At 33.0% G+C, this 18,508-nt stretch carries 16 protein-coding genes; 12 read left to right on the plus strand and 4 right to left on the minus strand.

Annotated features, from left to right (window positions below):
* Window positions 1-15: 15 nt before the first annotated feature.
* From BC952_RS00760 to BC952_RS00810, 11 genes are all read left to right on the plus strand, one after another.
* A complete protein-coding gene (locus BC952_RS00760) occupies window positions 16-744 on the plus strand; it encodes a polysaccharide biosynthesis/export family protein (RefSeq protein ID WP_121363840.1) in 729 nt (242 codons plus the stop codon).
* 11 nt (window positions 745-755) lie between these two features.
* Window positions 756-2,906 (plus strand): GumC family protein, encoded by a 2,151-nt coding sequence (locus tag BC952_RS00765; protein ID WP_121363841.1) that lies wholly within the window; start codon window positions 756-758, stop codon window positions 2,904-2,906.
* Window positions 2,907-2,915: 9 nt separating this feature from the next.
* Window positions 2,916-4,145 carry a lipopolysaccharide biosynthesis protein gene (locus tag BC952_RS00770; RefSeq protein WP_121363842.1) on the plus strand — a complete coding sequence of 410 codons (1,230 nt, stop codon included), beginning with the start codon at window positions 2,916-2,918 and terminating at the stop codon, window positions 4,143-4,145.
* Window positions 4,136-5,248: a glycosyltransferase family 4 protein gene (locus tag BC952_RS00775; RefSeq protein ID WP_121363843.1), complete on the plus strand. Its 1,113-nt coding sequence runs from the start codon at window positions 4,136-4,138 to the stop codon at window positions 5,246-5,248. The genes BC952_RS00770 and BC952_RS00775 overlap by 10 nt, the downstream gene beginning before the upstream one ends.
* Window positions 5,249-5,250: 2 nt before the next feature.
* On the plus strand, window positions 5,251-6,540 hold the full coding sequence (locus BC952_RS00780; RefSeq protein WP_121363844.1) for an O-antigen ligase family protein: 1,290 nt from the start codon (window positions 5,251-5,253) through the stop codon (window positions 6,538-6,540).
* 133 nt (window positions 6,541-6,673) lie between these two features.
* Window positions 6,674-9,037, plus strand: a complete 2,364-nt coding sequence (locus BC952_RS00785) for a nucleoside/nucleotide kinase family protein (RefSeq protein WP_121363845.1) — start codon at window positions 6,674-6,676, stop codon at window positions 9,035-9,037.
* Complete coding sequence (locus BC952_RS00790; protein ID WP_121363846.1) at window positions 9,034-9,729, plus strand: acyltransferase; 696 nt, start codon at window positions 9,034-9,036, stop codon at window positions 9,727-9,729. The genes BC952_RS00785 and BC952_RS00790 overlap by 4 nt, the downstream gene beginning before the upstream one ends.
* Window positions 9,722-10,960, plus strand: a complete 1,239-nt coding sequence (locus BC952_RS00795) for a glycosyltransferase family 4 protein (RefSeq protein ID WP_121363847.1) — start codon at window positions 9,722-9,724, stop codon at window positions 10,958-10,960. The genes BC952_RS00790 and BC952_RS00795 overlap by 8 nt, the downstream gene beginning before the upstream one ends.
* Window positions 10,957-12,027 carry a glycosyltransferase family 4 protein gene (locus tag BC952_RS00800; RefSeq protein WP_121363848.1) on the plus strand — a complete coding sequence of 357 codons (1,071 nt, stop codon included), beginning with the start codon at window positions 10,957-10,959 and terminating at the stop codon, window positions 12,025-12,027. Before BC952_RS00795 ends, BC952_RS00800 begins: the two co-directional genes overlap by 4 nt.
* A gap of 120 nt (window positions 12,028-12,147) precedes the next feature.
* Window positions 12,148-13,359: a DUF1972 domain-containing protein gene (locus BC952_RS00805; protein WP_121364893.1), complete on the plus strand. Its 1,212-nt coding sequence runs from the start codon at window positions 12,148-12,150 to the stop codon at window positions 13,357-13,359.
* Between the two features lie 33 nt (window positions 13,360-13,392).
* On the plus strand, window positions 13,393-14,472 hold the full coding sequence (locus BC952_RS00810) for a glycosyltransferase family 4 protein (protein WP_121363849.1): 1,080 nt from the start codon (window positions 13,393-13,395) through the stop codon (window positions 14,470-14,472).
* 39 nt (window positions 14,473-14,511) lie between these two features.
* Here BC952_RS00810 and BC952_RS00815 read toward each other — a convergent pair whose 3' ends face one another.
* From BC952_RS00815 to ruvC, 4 genes are all read right to left on the minus strand, one after another.
* A complete protein-coding gene (locus tag BC952_RS00815) occupies window positions 14,512-14,877 on the minus strand; it encodes an MmcQ/YjbR family DNA-binding protein (RefSeq protein ID WP_121363850.1) in 366 nt (121 codons plus the stop codon).
* Window positions 14,878-14,886: 9 nt separating this feature from the next.
* Window positions 14,887-15,675 (minus strand): cyclase family protein, encoded by a 789-nt coding sequence (locus tag BC952_RS00820; protein ID WP_121363851.1) that lies wholly within the window; start codon window positions 15,673-15,675, stop codon window positions 14,887-14,889.
* Window positions 15,676-15,767: 92 nt separating this feature from the next.
* The gene (hemW, locus tag BC952_RS00825) at window positions 15,768-16,901 is read right to left on the minus strand and encodes a radical SAM family heme chaperone HemW (protein WP_121363852.1); all 1,134 of its coding nucleotides are present in this window, start codon (window positions 16,899-16,901) and stop codon (window positions 15,768-15,770) included.
* Between the two features lie 62 nt (window positions 16,902-16,963).
* Complete coding sequence (gene ruvC, locus BC952_RS00830; protein ID WP_073205242.1) at window positions 16,964-17,518, minus strand: crossover junction endodeoxyribonuclease RuvC; 555 nt, start codon at window positions 17,516-17,518, stop codon at window positions 16,964-16,966.
* 23 nt (window positions 17,519-17,541) lie between these two features.
* Between ruvC and BC952_RS00835 the strand changes: the two genes are divergently transcribed.
* Window positions 17,542-18,504: a lysylphosphatidylglycerol synthase domain-containing protein gene (locus BC952_RS00835; RefSeq protein ID WP_121363853.1), complete on the plus strand. Its 963-nt coding sequence runs from the start codon at window positions 17,542-17,544 to the stop codon at window positions 18,502-18,504.
* Window positions 18,505-18,508: the final 4 nt, after the last annotated feature.

Genomic DNA, 18,508 nt, shown 5'->3' on the forward strand with positions numbered 1-18,508 from the left:
TACGCAATCATAAACATGAAAAAAATATTAAAAATATTCCTTTTAATACTACTCTTTGCATCGTGTAAAACGCAAAATTTATTCGTCAATGAGGTAGAACCTAGTAAAAGCACGTCTTTTTTATATGATGCAAACTACCAGTACAAAATTAGAAAAGATGATAAAATCTCGCTTTCTGTTTGGGGAGAAGACAACCTGAGCGTAGGATCTGTTTACGGAATCTATAATTCAAATGAAGTATATGGGAAATGGCTTTTAGTGGACACTAATGGCTGCATTGAAATCCCTAAAATAGGGACTACAATTGTAATGAACAAAACTATTCCTGAGCTAAAAGAAGAAATTAAAACAATATTAAAAAAATGGTTAGTTAACCCGATTATTGATGTAAAAGTACTCAATAAAGAAATTACCATATTAGGTGAGGTACGAAATCCCAACACGATTCAAGTAGACAAAGATCATGTCAAACTACTTGAAATGATAAGTAAAACAGGAGGATTTGATTTTTATGCCAATTTGAAGTCAATTAAAATATTACGACAAGATGGAGAAAATGTTGCAATTGCAAATATAGATTTAACCAATCCTAATGATATTTTAAATACAAATATTGAACTTCATCCCGGAGATATTGTCATTGTACCGTCAAAAAAGAATAAAGAGTTTGACAAACGTATCGCAACGATAATCCCCCTGACCACCACAATTAGTGCTGCGGCAATAATAATGGGATTATTCTAAACTACTCACCTATGAATGAAAATATAAGATTATTCAAACCTTTTTTACGTGGACTGCCAATTATTATTGCAGTAATGATTATTTCCGTTTTAGCAGCTAAAAAATATCTTAATTATGTAACTCCTCTTTATGAGAGCACTAGCATGCTTAAGCTTGCAGATGTACAAGAAGGCTTGCCAAGCGCTAATCTATTTAAAGATCTAGATGTTTTTGCAACTGCCAATAAAATTGCAACTGAAATAGAAGTTTTAAAATCGTCTAACCTTATTCAAAAAACACTGGATGAAATTCCTTTCAATAAAGAGATCTACAGGAAGGGCAATATGCTAACGGTTGAATTGTTTGGCAACTCCCCAATCCTTATTGCAGGTGCTTTTCAATCCGATAAAGCATTGGACAAAAGATATTCCGTGAATGTTATTTCTAATAAAGATTTTCAGTTTTTTTATCCCAATTCCAATCAAAGTATTTCTGGGAAATTTGGAATACCCTTAAAAATAGATGGAGCCATACTTTTAATTACATTAAATATTCCGTTTATAAAATCTAAGAAGGAGATCAAAATTATTGATTCCTATGAGTTTGAGTTTCTAAGCAATCAAAAACTAATGGAGAAGATCAATAAAAATTTAGACATTGTTCCAGTAGACAAAGATGTTCCAGTAATACGAATTAATATGAAAAGTAATGTTCCGGAGAAAGCGGCACTTTTTGTGAATAAACTGGCGGAAGTATACATAAGAGATTACATCGAAAATAAATATAAAGCGGCTAATACCACGGTAGATTTTTTGCAAAAAGAGATCAATAGTTCTAACAAAAAACTGACAAATTCTGAGAATAACATTCAAAACTACAGAGATAAAAAAAATATTATCAATCTACCACAAGAAACAGAAACCGATTTACGCAAAATTTCGCAACTTAAAATTGAGCAAACTAATATAAAGATGAGTTTGAATGCGATAAAAGATTTAAATAAATATATCGATGCAGGAAAAACAAATTATTTAGAATTAGCTCCAAATTTCGAAGCTTTTACCGATCTTTTATCGACGGAAATGGTGAAAAATATCAAAAAATTGCAATCTGACAAAAAGGATTTATTGCTGACATATACGCCTGAAAATGAAAAAGTAAAAATTATAGACACTAAACTAAAAGACATTATAGATTATCAAATTGAAAGTATTAAAAATACTGAGAAAAATTTACAAATAAAATACAATAATCTCACCTCTGACATTACCGAATCAGAAAAAGTATTTATTGGCCTACCAGAAAAAGAAAAAAGATTAACAATATTGAACCGCGATTTTAATCTTTATGAAACCAATTATAATTTCTTGAACGGAAAAAGAATAGATGCAGAAATAGCACGATCAGCAAAAATTGCTTTTCATAAAATAATAACACCTGCAGAGATTTCAAAAACACCCGTCTCTCCTATTCGAGGTATTATAATAGTAGTAGCAGCGATAATGGGACTCTTTGTGTCTACTGTGCTTATATATATAATTCATTTTGCCAAAGCTAAAGTGAATGACATTTATACCATCGAGAAAAACAGTACAATCCCGGTCGCTATAGCAACACCGTTTCTAAAAGGACAATCAGCTATTGATGATAATTTCTTGAAAGAGGCAATTCAAATAGAATTAAAAGGACTAATCAATAAGAAAAATATAATAGCAATAAGTTCCTATGACAATGAAAAAGACCATCTTTTTCATAGTAGAAATTTGGCTCTCGCTTTCAAAAAACAAGGACGGAAAATTGTAATTATTGATGCAACTGGACAATTAGAAAATGAATTTGAACCTACAGAATATCTTGATTTTTCAGATCCAAAATATTTAAGCTATACAAAGGCTACTTTTCAAAATGAACTTGAAGAAATGATGCAAGAATGTGAGTTGTGCATCATTCACAATCAATCCATAAAAAAAGATAAACTAGCACTGCTATTTATGAGTCTGGCAACAACAAATTTAATCGTTTTAGACAGTCGAAAATCAGCGGAGAAGAACATCCTGAAAATCGAACTATTAAAAGACGAATATAAATTACCCGATGTTTGGTTTGTCTTAAATAAATCAGGTTATAATCCAAGCGTGTTAGGTGAAGTCAAAAAAATATGGCTGAAATACATTAAGAAATAAAAAAAATCCATGTATATCATTAAAAAAATAGCTTCATCTGCCTCTCTAATGGTTGTAATTGATCAGGCTATCAGTAGCGGTACTACTTTTATATTGACTCTGTTCTTAGCTCAAAAATTAGACAATAGAGATTTCGGCACATTTTCTTCTATTGTTCTGGTGAGTTATTTAGTGATGAGCATTACAAATGCTTTATTGATTCAGCCTTTTCAGGTTTCTATCTCTAAAATTATTAAAAAAAAACAATATCAGGTCTTTCTAATGCTGAGTTTGTTTGTATTGTCAATATTGATTTTTATTTTAATTCAATTTGGAGTACTTTTTTTAACAAAAACGAACGAATATCGTGTAAACATCTATTCTATTGCCTGTTTCTTAATAGGATTTATAATAAACGACTTTTTTAGAAAGTTGTTTTTAGGCATTAACAAGGTAAAAAGTGTTTTTGCAATGGATTTCATTTTTTTAGTACTTATTGCTATCGTTTTTTTATTAACAAAAACAATCCAATTATCAAATGTGCTTTGGATTATTGGATTGTCTAACCTAGTTACTTCGTTTCCTGGCATATACTTTATTATTAAAAATTACGAATTACCCAAATCTTGGAGCTCCTTTTTTTATAGTCATTTGTATCAGGGCAAATGGTTGCTAAGTGTAGCAATTTTACAATGGTGTTCCAGTAATTTCTTTGTACTGATATCCGGAATATATTTGGGCATTGAAGCCCTTGGAGCCTTGCGATTAGTGCAGTCCTTTTTTGGTGTCCTGAATGTAGCATTACAAACCGTTGAGAACTATTTTTTACCTAAAGTGGCAGGAATTTATAATGAAAATAGTGCCAAAGCAAAAAAATACCTATTCAACATTACCTTGTACGGAGCTGCATTTTTTGCTGTTTTATTATCCATACTTTTTATATTTTCTAATGAAATTATTGTTTTAGCTGGTGGCCAAAAATATCATACATATGGTTATATAGTCCGAATTATTTCAGTTTTATATTTTTTTATTTTCCTGAGTTATCCTATCAGGATTGCCATTAGAATATTAGTGCTAAATAAAATTTTCTTCTATGGATATGTGCTTTCTTTTACTGCTTCGCTTCTCTCTTTTCATTTCCTACTCAACAGCTTTGGTCTTTACGGAGCAGTTTCAGGACTTATAATTAATCAAATCATTATGATTTTGTTTTGGCAAAATCAATTGACTAAAAATAAATTTCAACTATGGAGATAATACATATAGTACTTGGGAAAGCCAATCCGGAAAGAATGAATGGCGTAAATAAAGTGGTACATCAATTAGCGAGCAAACAAACTGAATTTGGAGAGACAGTTTCCGTATGGGGAATTACAAATGATTTAGTGGTTAATTATGGTGATCGTAATTACAAAACTGAATTATTCTTAAAAGAATCCAATCCTTTTGTTATTCCAAAACGCTTAAAAGAATCTATTTTAAATAAAAAAAATAAGGCTGTTTTTCATTTTCATGGTGGTTGGATTCCTATTTTCTATACACTTTCACAATTATTACATAAAAACAATATATCATTTGTTTATACACCACACGGCGCTTACAATACAATAGCTATGCAAAGAAGTACGTGGAGAAAAAGGATATATTTCTCCTTATTCGAAAAAAAACTACTTGAGAATTCGACAAAAATTCACTGTATCGGAAAAAGTGAAGTTATGGGTTTAAGAAGAATATTTAAAAACAAGAAATCTATTTTACTGCCATACGGCTATGAAAACACCACACCCATTGTACTTGAAAAATCTATTAATCCTGAAATTATTTTCGGATTTATAGGTCGGTTAGATATTTATACCAAAGGACTAGATACCTTATTGGAAGCTTTTCAAAAATTTCAAAAAAAAGTCCCAGACTCAAAACTTTGGATCATTGGAGAGGGTCCCGAAAAAATGATTTTGGAACAGCAACTAAAAGGCAAAATGTACAGCGCAAATGTTACTTTGTTTGGGAGTAAATTTGGAACAGAAAAAAAAGAATTACTTCAAAAAATGGATGTCTTTGTTCACCCATCGCGCAATGAAGGATTACCGCTTTCAGTAATTGAGGCGGCAAGCTTTGGGAAACCATGCATTGTTACTGCTGCAACTAATATAGGCCAATTGATTACTACTTGCCAAGCAGGAATAACAATTTACAATCAAAGCAGCAAATTACTAGAAAACGCAATGTGCGATATATACTCTTGCTGGAAAAATTCAGATTCTTTTCTTCAAATGCAAAATAGTGCTATAAAAATGATTGAAAAAAATTACGATTGGAAACAATTAATATCGCGCTTTAACATTGAATTATACCGTTAGTTATGGAAACAGTTACTGCAATTCATGAAAATTTCTTAAAAAAAATAAACAATTACATGTTTATCATTTTACTATTGATGGTAGCATGTTTTTTTACTTGGAGTGAAAATATCAATATTACTCGCGCAATAAAAGTAGTAGGCCGTATGGGCTTGATGTTGTCTTCGATTGGAATCTATTATAAAATTATTCGTTATGGGGCTGTAAACACTATGAGCTATAAGAATACGCTTTCCCCATTATTTTATTTAGCATACTTGGGATTAGGTTTTTTATCTTTTATGTGGAGTACCAACCCAGGTTTTAGTGCGCTGCAGTGGTTCATGACTTTTCAAAGTTTTACATTTGCTTTTTTTTTCATAAAAAGTATCAAAGTACTTGATGCGTTTTTTGAGGGACACAGCATCCGTTTGTACCATCTTTTAGGGAATACAGTTTTTGTGTTACAGTTAGTTTTTGTTGTAGGAATGTGGATTGATCCTGACACTTTTTTCCGATTGACAAATGGAGGAGAAGAAGCAAGATTGGGTGGTGTAATGATGAACCCGAATGAACTCGGAATGCTTGCCGGTGTGGGTGTTGCTTGTTTGATTTTTGATTTGTACCGAAAACAGAATAAAGTGTGGACTATTATCAAAATTATAGTAATCTTTTATGCTTTATTCATGACGGGATCCCGTTCCTCACTTATTGGCGTTTTAATAATCATCTTTTTCCACATTAATCAAACCAAAAAGCAAGGCTTAAAAATGGCTATCATGGGCTGTGTATTGTTAGTAATCCCCTTTGCTATCAATCAAATTATTCTAAAAGGAGGTGACAAAGCCAGAATGGAAGAAATATTGACCTTAACCGGACGACTACCCTTTTGGCAAGCCCTAATTTCCGAAGGATTACCAAGAGAACCATTATTAGGTTTTGGCTATATGAGAATTGATTATAAAGAGTTTTTTCAAAGTGTGCACACATATCCTGGTAAAATGACGCATAACACTTTCATGCAAGTGCTTATGAATTTAGGTTTTGTAGGTTTATGTATTGCCATGCTTCAAATGTTTTTTACTTTCAAAGCATTCACAACAGAGAATAAAGAAACACGATTGATGTTAATAGGCATATTAATTCCCATAATGATTAATTCATTTACTGAGTTCGGAATTTTTGGTGAAAGTAATTATGGAATTTTATTTTACCAAATGATTATTTTTTCAGTTTCTTTCAAAAACAACCCACATTTAACAAGTCTTCAAAAGTTACATTTAAGAAAAAGAAGATCTGATTTAGTTCTTTAACTTTCCAAAAATTATAATTTTTCCATATTTTGGAAAAAAAATTCGCAAGCAAAAAGCAAGCAAACCCCTGTAAAACAGGGGTTTTTATTTGTTGGCATGATATTCCTATAGTCTCAAATATAAATTTACTATTATGGAAATCATTTTTAAAATCATTGGACATCCCCTATCTATAACCCAAATTAATAGCACAGATAAAGTCATGGATGTACTTTATATTAAAAATCCTGATGGTACACCCAGATGGATTTGGGAGAAAAAGCTAAACAATCCCTTGTTCTTAAAATTCTATTCCGTAAGTAATTATAGGTCTAAAATTTTTGCTATATCCATTCAAATCGTATTTTATTTGAAACTTCAAAAATTAATCTTCTCTAAAAAGCGTTTTTTTGTCCCTTTTGAAAGTACTCCTTTAATACGCACAGAGGATAATTGGGCTTTATTTACAGGAACAGCTGGCCCCAATAAAAAAGCTATCTTATATGCTAATAGCTCTTTCTACAAAATTGCCACCACACCATCTGCTCAAAGGTTGATCCAAAAAGAGTATGAAATATTACAAGAAGTAGATGGGTTAATTCAAAATCTGAATACACCACAATGTACTAAAATATCGAATGACATCATTCAGGTAACGGATGTGTCAAAACATGGCAAAAGAACGAAAACCATCACTACTGCCCACCTCAAAATTTTGTCAGCGCTAAGTTTAGTAAAAAGTACCACAATTGCTGTTCATAAATGGACTCTTTTCAACACCCTGAAAAACGACTTTCAATGTCTAAATGATGCTAGAATACCGGTAAATATGACTCGGAAAATCAATCTGCTTTTAGAGAAAACAAATCCGGATGAAACCGTTATGATATCGCTCTCGCATGGCGATTTCACACCTTGGAATATGTATAAAGTAGGTGAAAGTATCGCACTTTATGATTGGGAGCTTGCTAATTTTAATAGACCTAAAGCCTTTGATTATTTTCACTATATAATTCAAAACGGCGTTCTGGTGGAGCGCAAAAATTGGTCAGAAATATACGAAAGCATAAAAGAAAATTGTTCAGGAGAATTTGCAACAACATTCTTTGACAATGATATTGATCTGTTAAATAAATACCTAAAATGGTACTTGATGATTAACTCTATGTATTATTTAAAAGTTTATGCTTCACAAGCTAAGTGGCACATTCAAATAGAATGGTTATTGCTCGCTTGGAACGAAGGCTTAAATCAATTCTTAACGGAAGAAAAAACAGCAAGAGAATTACTTATTATGGATGTTTTTGATTGTATACAAAATCGAAAATATGCGGCTTTGAAATTGCATGATGGCTTCCCCGAAACTTTAAATATAAATTCAGACATAGACTTGATATTAGCAAAAAAAGAAGGCATAGCGCTAACCAATTTTATCAAAAATCATCCTTTAGTTTTAAATATCACCACCAATAAAAAATCATTTATGAATAGTATTCTTATTTTCCTAAAAGATGGATCATTGTTGGCCTTGGATCTTATCACACAATTAAAGGTTAGAAATCTAGAAATATTAGACTTGAATAAAATCATAGTCAACAGTTCAAGAAATCTTTATGGTGTGTCTCATGCCTCGAATATGGATACGGCACGCTATGTTGCTTTGTTTTATATGCTGAACGCCTCTAAAATTCCCGAAAAATACAAGCCTAATCAAAATCATATTATAAATTCAACTGAAGTTTTAGATGTGATGATACGAACAAATCCAGCTAATCTTTTGAATTTCATCAAAAGTAACAAACAAAATAGCTCTTTCTATTTCATCAAAAATACTCTATTATACGTTTGGGACACTATAAAAAACAACTCAAGAAATCACGGTTTCATTATCACATTCAGTGGCGTAGATGGTGCCGGAAAATCAACAGTCATAGAAAATATAGCGCTAAGAATCGAAAAACAACTGCGAAAAAAAGTGATTGTATTGCGCCACCGTCCTTCTATATTACCCATACTTAGTGTTTGGACTAAAGGTAAAGAGAAAGCACATCAGGACGCCATTGAAAGTTTACCCAGATTAGGAAAAAATAATAGCTTGCTTTCCTCCTTATTACGGTTTTCATATTATTATACGGATTATATATTGGGTCAGTTTGTTATCTATTTCAAACATATCGTTCGTGGTCATGTGGTAATTTATGACCGTTTCTATTTTGATTTTATAAATGACAGTCGACGTAGCAATATAGAATTGCCTAAAAATATAACCTTGTTTTGTTATCGTTTTTTACTAAAACCAAAGTTTAATTTTTTCCTTTTTGCAGATGCAGATGTCATTTTGAAAAGGAAGCAGGAACTCAGTAAAATAACCATCGAAAAACTAACTCATGATTATCATTCATTGTTCGAATCATTGAGCTCAAAAAGTGACTTTTCTATTTATCAAACCATCAATAATATAGAACTGGAAACTACCTTAAATCGAATAGTAGGCACCCTAATTCAATCTAAACGATGAAAAAACTAATTCTAAAGATTATCCATCTAAGAAACCCTAATTTTTTATTTGATGAGTCACTGAATACCAGCGCATTAATTCAATTCATTTGGATTCAGATTTGGAGCTTACTAAGAGGTTGCATAGTACTTTTTTTGTTCCGAAATCCAAAAGGGATGTTACTAGGAAAAGGTGTTTCTTTTTTCAATACTTCTAAAATAAAATGGGGGAAATTCCTTCGATTGGGTAATCAAGTATTCCTATCTGCCTTGAGTAAAAATGGTATTCAATTCGGGGATAATGTAAGTATTGGAGCTTACAGTCAGGTAATAGTTTCTACTTCCCTTCATAATATTGGGAATAAGATCACCATTGGAAACAACGTTGGAATTGGAGAATTTGCGTACCTCGGAGGTGCTGGAGGACTTGAAATTGGCGATGAATGCATTGTTGGTCAATACTGGAGTTGCCATCCGGAAAATCATAATTATGACGATTTGAATGTCTCCATAAGACACCAAGGGGTAAGCAGAAAAGGCATTAAAATTGGAAAAAACTGCTGGATAGGAAGCAAGGTAACCGTACTGGACGGAGTTCAAATAGGAGACGGATGTATAATTGCTGCTGGCAGCGTGGTAACCCAATCATTTCCGGAGAATAGCATAATAGCTGGTGTTCCTGCTAAAATTCTAAAAAATAGAAATCATGAGTAACAAAACTAAAACTATTGTAGCTACCTGTTATGCTATAAATCCATATAAAGGTTCCGAAGACGGAATGGGATGGAATTTTGTTTATCAAATTGCTCGATTCAATAAAGTGTTTGCCGTCACTAGAAAAAATAACCAAGGAGCGATTGAAAAATTTATGATCCAAAATCCAGATTTAATTTATAACAACATTACTTTCCTTTACTATGATTTACCGTACTGGATGCGCTTCTGGAAAAAAGGAGGCCGTGGTGCTATGCTGTATTATTATATGTGGCAAAGAGGAATTGTCAAATTCATCAAAGACAAAAAACTACATTTTGATATCGTCCACAATGTCAATTTTCATAACGATTGGACACCAAGCTTTTTGTACAAGTTAGAAAAACCAATGGTTTGGGGACCTGTTGGACATCATCCTATTATTCCGCAACAATATTTGAAATTTGCTTCGACTCGTTTTAAATTAAAAGACAGCCTAACCTGGCTAATAAAAAAATTCTTTTGGAAATGGTCGCCTTCCTTAAACAAAACCATTGAAAATGCCAATCATATTTGGTGTATGAATGATAGTGTACCCAGTATTTTAAACCTAAAAAACCAGCCCTTTTCTGTTTATCCTTCGGTAGCTTCTGAGGATTTTTATACTGATGCAATTGCAAAAAAGGAAAACTTTCATCTAATAAGCGTTGGTCGGTTTGTCACTTTAAAAGGTTTTGATTTGACCTTGCACTCTTTTGCTACTTTTGTAAATGCTCTTTCGCTTCCCGAACGCCAACGATGCAAACTTACTCTAGTGGGATCAGGTCCTGAAAAATTATTATACGAAAAAATTATAGCTCAAAACAATATAGCACAATACGTAGAAATAATAGAATGGATCGAACGACCAAAGTTGATGCAATTATATGAAAAATCAACTGCTTTCCTATTCCCCTCGCATGAGGGAGCAGGCATGGTAGTGGCAGAAGCGTTGTCTTTTGGACTGCCAATTATTTGTTTAGACAACGAAGGCCCTGGACAATATATCGACAGTTCCTGTGGATTTGCGATTCCTGAATCAGATTATTTAGAGACGGTAATTGGACTAAAAACAGCTATTCAAGAACTATATACAAATCGAGACTTACTAGATCGAATGAGTATCAATGCCAGAAAAAAATACCAAGAACGATTTACTTGGAACAGTCGAGGGGATCACTTAAGAACTATTTATAACCAATTGAAACCATGAGAATAATAGCTATCCATTTATTGAACGATTATAGTGGAAGCCCTAAGGTATTAATGCAATTACTAAATGGCTGGTCAAAAAGAAAAATAGAAACACACCTCTATACCTGTAGTGGGAGAGATGGTTTTCTATCTGGTATTGATCAAGTAAAAAACCACTTTTTTTGGTATCGTTTAGCTAAAAACTCTTACTTAAGACTTCTTTTTTTCATGACCAGTCAGCTCATACTGTTTGTTCAATTAGTATTCAAATTACAACAGAACGACATTGTTTATATTAACACTGTTCTTCCCTTTGGAGCGGCTATTGCGGGTAAATTAAGAGGTTGTAAAGTTATTTATCATATTCATGAAACAACAATGAAGCCAAAAATTTTAAAACTATTTCTTTTTAAAATTGTAAAAATAACTGCTTCGGAAGTTGTTTATGTTTCAAATTTCATTGCCAATCAAGAGCCTTTGAATATAAAAAAAAATATACTCTATAATGTATTGGAAAGCAGCTTTGTCAAACAATCCCTTTCGAACTTTAATACTGAAAAAAAAACTAAAACAGTATTGATGATTTGTTCGCTAAAAAGATACAAAGGAGTCAATGAGTTTCTAAAATTAGCACAAGTAAATTCTAATTTTACTTTTAAGCTAGTGGTAAATGCCACTCAAAATGAAATTAATAATTATTTTAAGAAAGAAACAATTCCGAGCAATTTAATTGTTTACCCCACTCAAAAAAATACCCATTATTTCTATAAAGAAGCTAGTATAGTTCTTAATTTATCTGATACTAATTTGTGGGTAGAAACTTTTGGACTTACTATTCTTGAAGCAATGGCTTATGGACTACCTACCATAGTCCCTCCCGTAGGAGGTGTGACAGAATTAGTTTTTGAGGGAAAAAATGGACACTTAATTGACAGCAAAAATATTTCCCTAATATCAAAAAAACTAAATATGATTTTGTCAGATTCAAACTTATATGCCCTAATGAGTAAAGATGCTTTAGCATACAGTCAGTTCTTTAGTGAAGACTATTTTGAAAATGAGTCTGCCAAAATTATTTCCAATTAAGTACATGCATTCCAAAATATGGAAGTTTATACAAGTTTAAAAAAAACATAAAACACACGTTTTAAACACCTTAAGCAAAATAGCATAATTATTGGCATAGTGGTATTAAATGCAACTAAAATGAGAAAAAATAAAGTAGCCATAATTGGCACAGTAGGTTTACCAGCAAAATATGGCGGATTTGAAACGCTGGCAGAACACTTAGTAACCCATTTATCTGATCAATATAATTTCACTATATATTGCTCAAAAAAAAGATATAAAAAAGAAGAACAAATTAAAACCTACAAAGGTGCCAACCTAAAATACGTTCCATTAGATGCTAATGGTGTACAAAGTATTCCGTACGATACAATTTCAATTCTTCATGCAGTGTTCACATCGGATGTTTTGCTTATTTTAGGAGTGGCTGGCGCGTGGATATTGCCGCTAATTCGATTATTTTCCAACAAAAAAATTATCATTTCTATCGATGGTATTGAATGGAAAAGAGACAAATGGTCCATAATGGCAAAATTATACTTATGGTGGGCCGAAAAAATAGCTGTTCGATTCTCGCACATAGATATTTCTGATAATGAATCCATACAAGATTACACCGCCTTGCGCTACGAAACCTTAAGCCGGGTTATTGAATACGGTGCCGATCATACTATGAGAGTAAAATCTACACAACAGGATTTTGAGAAATACTCTTTTTTGAGAACTGAATATGCCGTAAAAGTTTGCCGGATTGAACCCGAAAACAATGTCCATCTAGTGTTAGAAGCTTTCAAGATACAGGAGCAAATGACACTCGTAATCGTAGGTAACTGGACCAATAGCGAATATGGAAAACTTTTAAAAAAAACTTATTCTAACATTGAAAACATTACTTTACTAGACCCTATTTACAACCAAAGAGAAATTGATTTAATTCGAGGAAATGCAAGCTTATACATACATGGACATTCAGCAGGAGGAACAAACCCTTCACTCGTAGAGGCTATGTATCTGGGTCTGCCAATTCTTGCTTTCCAAGTTTCCTATAATGTTACAACAACGGAAAATAAGGCTGTTTATTTTTCTACAGCTAAGGAATTGATATATCAATTAAATGCCCTTTCGACAACACAAAAAAACCTATTAAAGCATGAAATGAAAACCATAGCCAACCGAAGATACACCTGGAAAACTATAGCAAAACAATACGGATTATTGATACAGGAAGCTTTACTTATTAAAAATAAAAACAGTATTCATTCTGATTTAAAAACCCTAAACTCCTCATTTATTGCAGAAAATCAATTAACACATCTGCATAATAATTATATATTTTACGAAAAAAGATAACTCCAAGTTATTTCACATTAATACAACAAACCCATGAAAACCAATATAACGTTTACCATCTTAGGAACATTATCTTTTTTACTAACCATAATTCTGATTCCACTTTTAAAAAAAATAGCAGTACAACTAAATCTTGTTGACAAACCCAATTACAGAAAAATACACCAAAATACAGTTCCGCTTATAGGAGGAATTGCTATAGCTATAGTTACATTTATAGTATTAGGTACCCAATTTTTGTTATTTAATAGTGCTATGGAATATCTAACCGTTTTCACATCAGCATTCGTACTTTTAATAGTAGGAGTCATTGATGACAAAATGGACGTCAAAGCCAAATACAAATTAGGAATTCAGCTCTTACTAGCTTTTATAATTGCTTCTTCATCCATTAGAATAACGTCTCTTTTTGGGTTGTTTGGTATTTATGAAATTGCAGTTTGGGCACAATATTTACTAACGATTATAGTCATTACGGGTGTGGTAAATGCTTTTAACTTAATGGATGGTGTCGATGGATTAGTTGGAAGTTTATCATTGTTAGGTTTTTCTATGTTATTAATATCTTCATTCTATTTCAAGGACAAAACATTAGGACTCATTAGTATTATTTTCATTGGAGCAATAATCGGCTTTTTGAGGTATAATTTATCCTCGAAAAAAATATTTATGGGTGATGCAGGCTCTCTATTTTTAGGCTTTATTCTGATTACTCTTGGAATTCAACTCATGGAAAAACAATCAAATATTTCAAATACCACTTACAGCTATGGCTTTTTATTGCTTATTGCCTTTTTCTCTATTCCGGTACTAGATTCCTTAAGAGTTTACATGGGCAGAATCAAAAGAGGAAATTCCCCGTTTAATGCTGACAAATCCCATTTACACCATTTATTGCTAATTGCTGGCTTGACCCATCAAAAAGTCTCCATCATAGTTGTTGGATTTAGCCTTTTATTCTATTTTATTGGATTTGGACTCGTTTCATTTTACTCTGTTACTTTAATAATTGTAATAACATTTTTTGTTTTTTGGATAATTATTAGATTCCTATTAATGATAAAAAAACTCAAAGAATGGGGGGATACTCTAAAAAAACTAGAACAAAGCTAGCACTAGATAAATTTCGCACTGTTAAATAGGCTCTATGCTTTAAGACTCTTCAATCTCGCTGCGAATCCTTTTTGTTAAACTTTTGAAAACCAATTCGTAGGAATGATCTATCAACTCTTTGACAAGCGCATCCGAAACCGATTCATTCACAGCAATTGTATTCCAATGGGTTTTACTCATGTGAAAACCCGGTTGAATGTCATCATATTCCGCTCGCAATTCCTCGGCACGCTCTGGATCGCATTTCAAATTAACTGACGGTTGCCCTTTCTCCCATTGACTTAAAGACGATAATGCAAACATTTTTCCGCCTACTTTAAAAACTAAAGTATCTTCATCAAAAGGGAAATGTTCCGTAACTCCTTTTTTAGACAAGCAATATTCATAGTACGTTTCTAAATTCATTTTTTGACATTATTTGCATTCATCATTTAAAATAGCATACAAAACCGGTTTACTCGGACTCGCGTCATTCTCAAAGGATGCGATTTGTAAATTCAGTAAATAGCCACCGTCTTTAACTTCGTCAGACACAAAAATCATTTCGGTAATCGTGCAATCCAATCGTGCATCAGCATTCAAATTGTTTACATCTTTCACATTCCAAAAAGCTTTATGAGCCAATAATTTTCCATCATCTTTTTCTTTATCGACACTTGGCAAATCAATCAATAAATGCTGAATACCGCTTTCGCGAATGAAACGCGCAGCCTCCTCAGAAAGATATGGCGGATTGGTATTCGAATATTTTAAAGATTTTTTTATTTTAAAATTAGGTAGCGTTCTAATGATTAGCGCTTCTTTTGGAACACCTAATTTCAGTGTCACTTCAAGCGCATTCAAAATATTATCCAGTGTAATCACCAAGTCTTCTCCTTGCAGTTCCGGCACAACCGAAATCAATTCAGCCACAAAGAAAAACTGTTTCAACGACTGATTAATGCTGTAAAATTCTCGTGTAATATGCCCCAGACATTCCGTATGTGTTCCATGCCCGTGTGGATTGAATAAAATATTATTGAAATTAGTAGAAGATTTTCCTTCCGAAACTTTGCCTATCCAATCCCCAAAAACTACAGGTTCAAATACCGGTTTATCGATATACCAAGCAATTGGGTTTTCATCCGTATTCGTCAATGGAATCGAAATATCAATTGGATTTGATAGATTGACTTGATATTCATTATCTATAATTGCTAGCATAATTATTTAACCACAAAGGGCACTAAGATTATCACCAAGATCAAAAATCACAGTGGGCTTTGCGCCATCTTTGTGTTCTTAGTGGTTATATGTTATTCCAAATTTAAGTAAAACAAATCACTTGCAATTCCATCCGTCAAAAACTTTCCTTTTGGAGTCGGTTTTAGAATGTTATTTTCGATAAAAACTAAATCATCATCAAGGAATTTCTGGGCTTGTTTGTTCAAATATCTTAAATATTCGCTTCCAAATTCGTTTTCAATTCTATCCAAAGAAACGCCCCAGATAGTGCGCAATCCTGTCATAATATATTCGTTGTATCGGTCAGCTGTCGAAAGAATTTCAATTTCGTTGGGCAATCTATCTTCCTGAATCGATTTTAAATACAGTGAATTATTTGCAATATTCCAACTTCTGGAAACACCATCATAACTGTGTGCGGAAGGTCCGATACCAATGTATTTTTTTCCCAGCCAATACGCCGAATTATTTTTAGAAAAAAAATTTTCTTTCCCGAAATTTGACAATTCATAATGGACAAAAGCATTGGCTTCGAGCATTTCAACCAAAATAGCAAAATGCTCTTGGGCAACTTCATCTTTTGGCGCGGCAATTTTTCCTGTTTGGATGAGTTTATTCAAAGCCGTTTTTGGCTCTACGGTCAAGGCATAACTCGAAATATGTGGAATCCCAAAAGACAAAGCATTTTCTATATTTTGTTTCCACTTCTCGTTGCTCATTCCCGGAATTCCGTAAATCAGGTCAAGAGAAATGTTATCGAAATATTGAGTAGCAACTTCAAGGCACTTTTTGGCTTCCGCCGAATTATGCGCCCGATTCATCAGTTGCAAATCATCTTCAAAGAAAGACTGAATCCCAATGCTTAACCGGTTGATTTTACTTTTAGACAATTCAATTATTCGCTCTTCGGACAAGTCATCTGGGTTTGCTTCGAGTGTAATTTCAGGATTTTCTGCAACTTTATAATTGCTGTACACTTCAGCGATCAGGAAGTTGATTTCTTCGGATGTTAAAACACTTGGCGTTCCTCCCCCAAAATAAATGGTTTCAACTTGTTCCTTTTCGAACTCGCTTTTACGCATATGAATTTCTTTGGCAATAGCCAAAACCATTTCCTCTTTCTTCTTCATTGAAGTCGAAAAATGGAAGTCGCAGTAATGACAAGCCTGCTTGCAAAAAGGGATATGGATGTAGATTCCGCTCATTTATTAGTGTTCAGTCGCAGTCGCAGTTTCCAGTTGCTGAGACTGAAAACTGCGACTGAAAACTATTTCTTAACTCGTTCTTCGTTTTGTTTTACAAAAGCATCCCAGCCGGTATAACTTTTTTCTCCAACCACTTTTCCAGAATTGAAAAAATGACAAACAGCGGCTGCCAATCCATCAGTTGAATCTAGGTTTTTAGGTAATTCTTTCAATCCTAAAAGCTGCTGAAGCATTTTGGCAACTTGCTCTTTACTAGCGTTTCCATTTCCGGTAATTGCCATTTTTATTTTCTTGGGTTCGTATTCAGTAATCGGAATATCCCTCGAAAGTCCCGCAGCCATGGCAACGCCTTGTGCGCGTCCCAACTTTAGCATAGACTGCACGTTTTTACCAAAGAAAGGCGCTTCGATTGCAATTTCATCTGGATTGTGTGTATCGATTAGCTCAATCGTACGCTCAAAAATGATTTTTAGTTTTTGATAATGATTGTCGTATTTGGACAATTGCAGTTCATTCAATTGCAAAAATTCCATTTTTTTATTGACAATTTTTATCAATCCAAAACCCATAATCGTTGTTCCTGGGTCAATTCCTAATATGATGCGTTCGTTTGCCAATTTTAATTTGTTATTTTGCAGTAATGATTACAATTCCACACAAAACTAAGCAATTCCTCGTACTTCTAATCAAACTTTTGATTGTGGGTGGTGCGTTTTATTTTATTTACAATCAATTGGCCAATAACGACAAACTAGATTGGCAAAAATTCATTGTTTTATTTCAAAAAAATCAATCCATTGGCGGAATCGCGTTTATTTTGTTATTGAGTGTTTTGAATCGTTTTTTTGAAATATTGAAATGGCAAAACTTAGTCGATTTTATCCATAAAATCTCTTTGGGAGAAGCAACCAAACAAGTTCTTGGCGCATTGACTGCAGGTCTTTTTACGCCAAACGGCGTGGGAGAATATGCCGGAAAAGCGTTGTTTTTTGACAAATCAAACACTAAAAAAGTGATTTTCTTGAACCTGATTTGCAACGGAATCCAAATGATATTGACCGTTATTTTTGGAATTTTTGGGTTGTTGTATTTCAATGCGCAGTACAATGTGATTACCACAAAAACGGTAGCGCTGCTTTTTGGAATGCTCCTACTGCTTTTCATTGTTTTATTTTCCGTCAAAAAAATTACTATCAAAGGCTACTCTATCGAAAAACTGATCCATAAGATTAATGAAATCCCAAAACATATTCATCAAAAAAATATTTTTTTAGGCATTTGCCGCTATATGGTTTTCTCACACCAATACTACTTTTTATTTCTTGCTTTTGATGTTGATTTACCTTATTTCACCTTGATTGCGACCATTTCGTCTGTTTACTTTTTAGCTTCCTCCTTGCCTACTTTTCAGTTTTTAGACTTTGCCGTAAAGGGAAGTGTCGCCGTTTATTTCTTTGGGATTTTAGGCGTTAACGAATGGATTGTGATTTTCATTTCGACTTTAATGTGGTTTTTGAATGTGGTTTTACCGGTGATGATTGGCACTTATTATGTATTGAATTTTAAAATTCTCTCCAAAGTAGAAGGAGACAAAACGCAATAAAAGA

It is taken from the genome of Flavobacterium limicola (assembly GCF_003634755.1).
GTDB lineage: Bacteria > Bacteroidota > Bacteroidia > Flavobacteriales > Flavobacteriaceae > Flavobacterium > Flavobacterium limicola.

Excerpts from the sequence above, each read along its gene's own strand:
- BC952_RS00805 (WP_121364893.1), top strand. The coding sequence starts at position 12,148 with ATGAGAAAAAATAAAGTAGCCATAATTGGCACAGTAGGTTTACCAGCA.
- BC952_RS00770 (WP_121363842.1), top strand. The coding sequence starts at position 2,916 with ATGTATATCATTAAAAAAATAGCTTCATCTGCCTCTCTAATGGTTGTA.
- BC952_RS00780 (WP_121363844.1), top strand. The coding sequence starts at position 5,251 with ATGGAAACAGTTACTGCAATTCATGAAAATTTCTTAAAAAAAATAAAC.
- BC952_RS00835 (WP_121363853.1), top strand. The coding sequence starts at position 17,542 with ATGATTACAATTCCACACAAAACTAAGCAATTCCTCGTACTTCTAATC.
- BC952_RS00795 (WP_121363847.1), top strand. The coding sequence starts at position 9,722 with ATGAGTAACAAAACTAAAACTATTGTAGCTACCTGTTATGCTATAAAT.
- BC952_RS00790 (WP_121363846.1), top strand. The coding sequence starts at position 9,034 with ATGAAAAAACTAATTCTAAAGATTATCCATCTAAGAAACCCTAATTTT.
- BC952_RS00785 (WP_121363845.1), top strand. The coding sequence starts at position 6,674 with ATGGAAATCATTTTTAAAATCATTGGACATCCCCTATCTATAACCCAA.
- BC952_RS00800 (WP_121363848.1), top strand. The coding sequence starts at position 10,957 with ATGAGAATAATAGCTATCCATTTATTGAACGATTATAGTGGAAGCCCT.
- BC952_RS00775 (WP_121363843.1), top strand. The coding sequence starts at position 4,136 with ATGGAGATAATACATATAGTACTTGGGAAAGCCAATCCGGAAAGAATG.
- BC952_RS00815 (WP_121363850.1), bottom strand. The coding sequence starts at position 14,877 with ATGAATTTAGAAACGTACTATGAATATTGCTTGTCTAAAAAAGGAGTT.
- BC952_RS00765 (WP_121363841.1), top strand. The coding sequence starts at position 756 with ATGAATGAAAATATAAGATTATTCAAACCTTTTTTACGTGGACTGCCA.
- BC952_RS00820 (WP_121363851.1), bottom strand. The coding sequence starts at position 15,675 with ATGCTAGCAATTATAGATAATGAATATCAAGTCAATCTATCAAATCCA.
- BC952_RS00760 (WP_121363840.1), top strand. The coding sequence starts at position 16 with ATGAAAAAAATATTAAAAATATTCCTTTTAATACTACTCTTTGCATCG.
- hemW (WP_121363852.1), bottom strand. The coding sequence starts at position 16,901 with ATGAGCGGAATCTACATCCATATCCCTTTTTGCAAGCAGGCTTGTCAT.
- BC952_RS00810 (WP_121363849.1), top strand. The coding sequence starts at position 13,393 with ATGAAAACCAATATAACGTTTACCATCTTAGGAACATTATCTTTTTTA.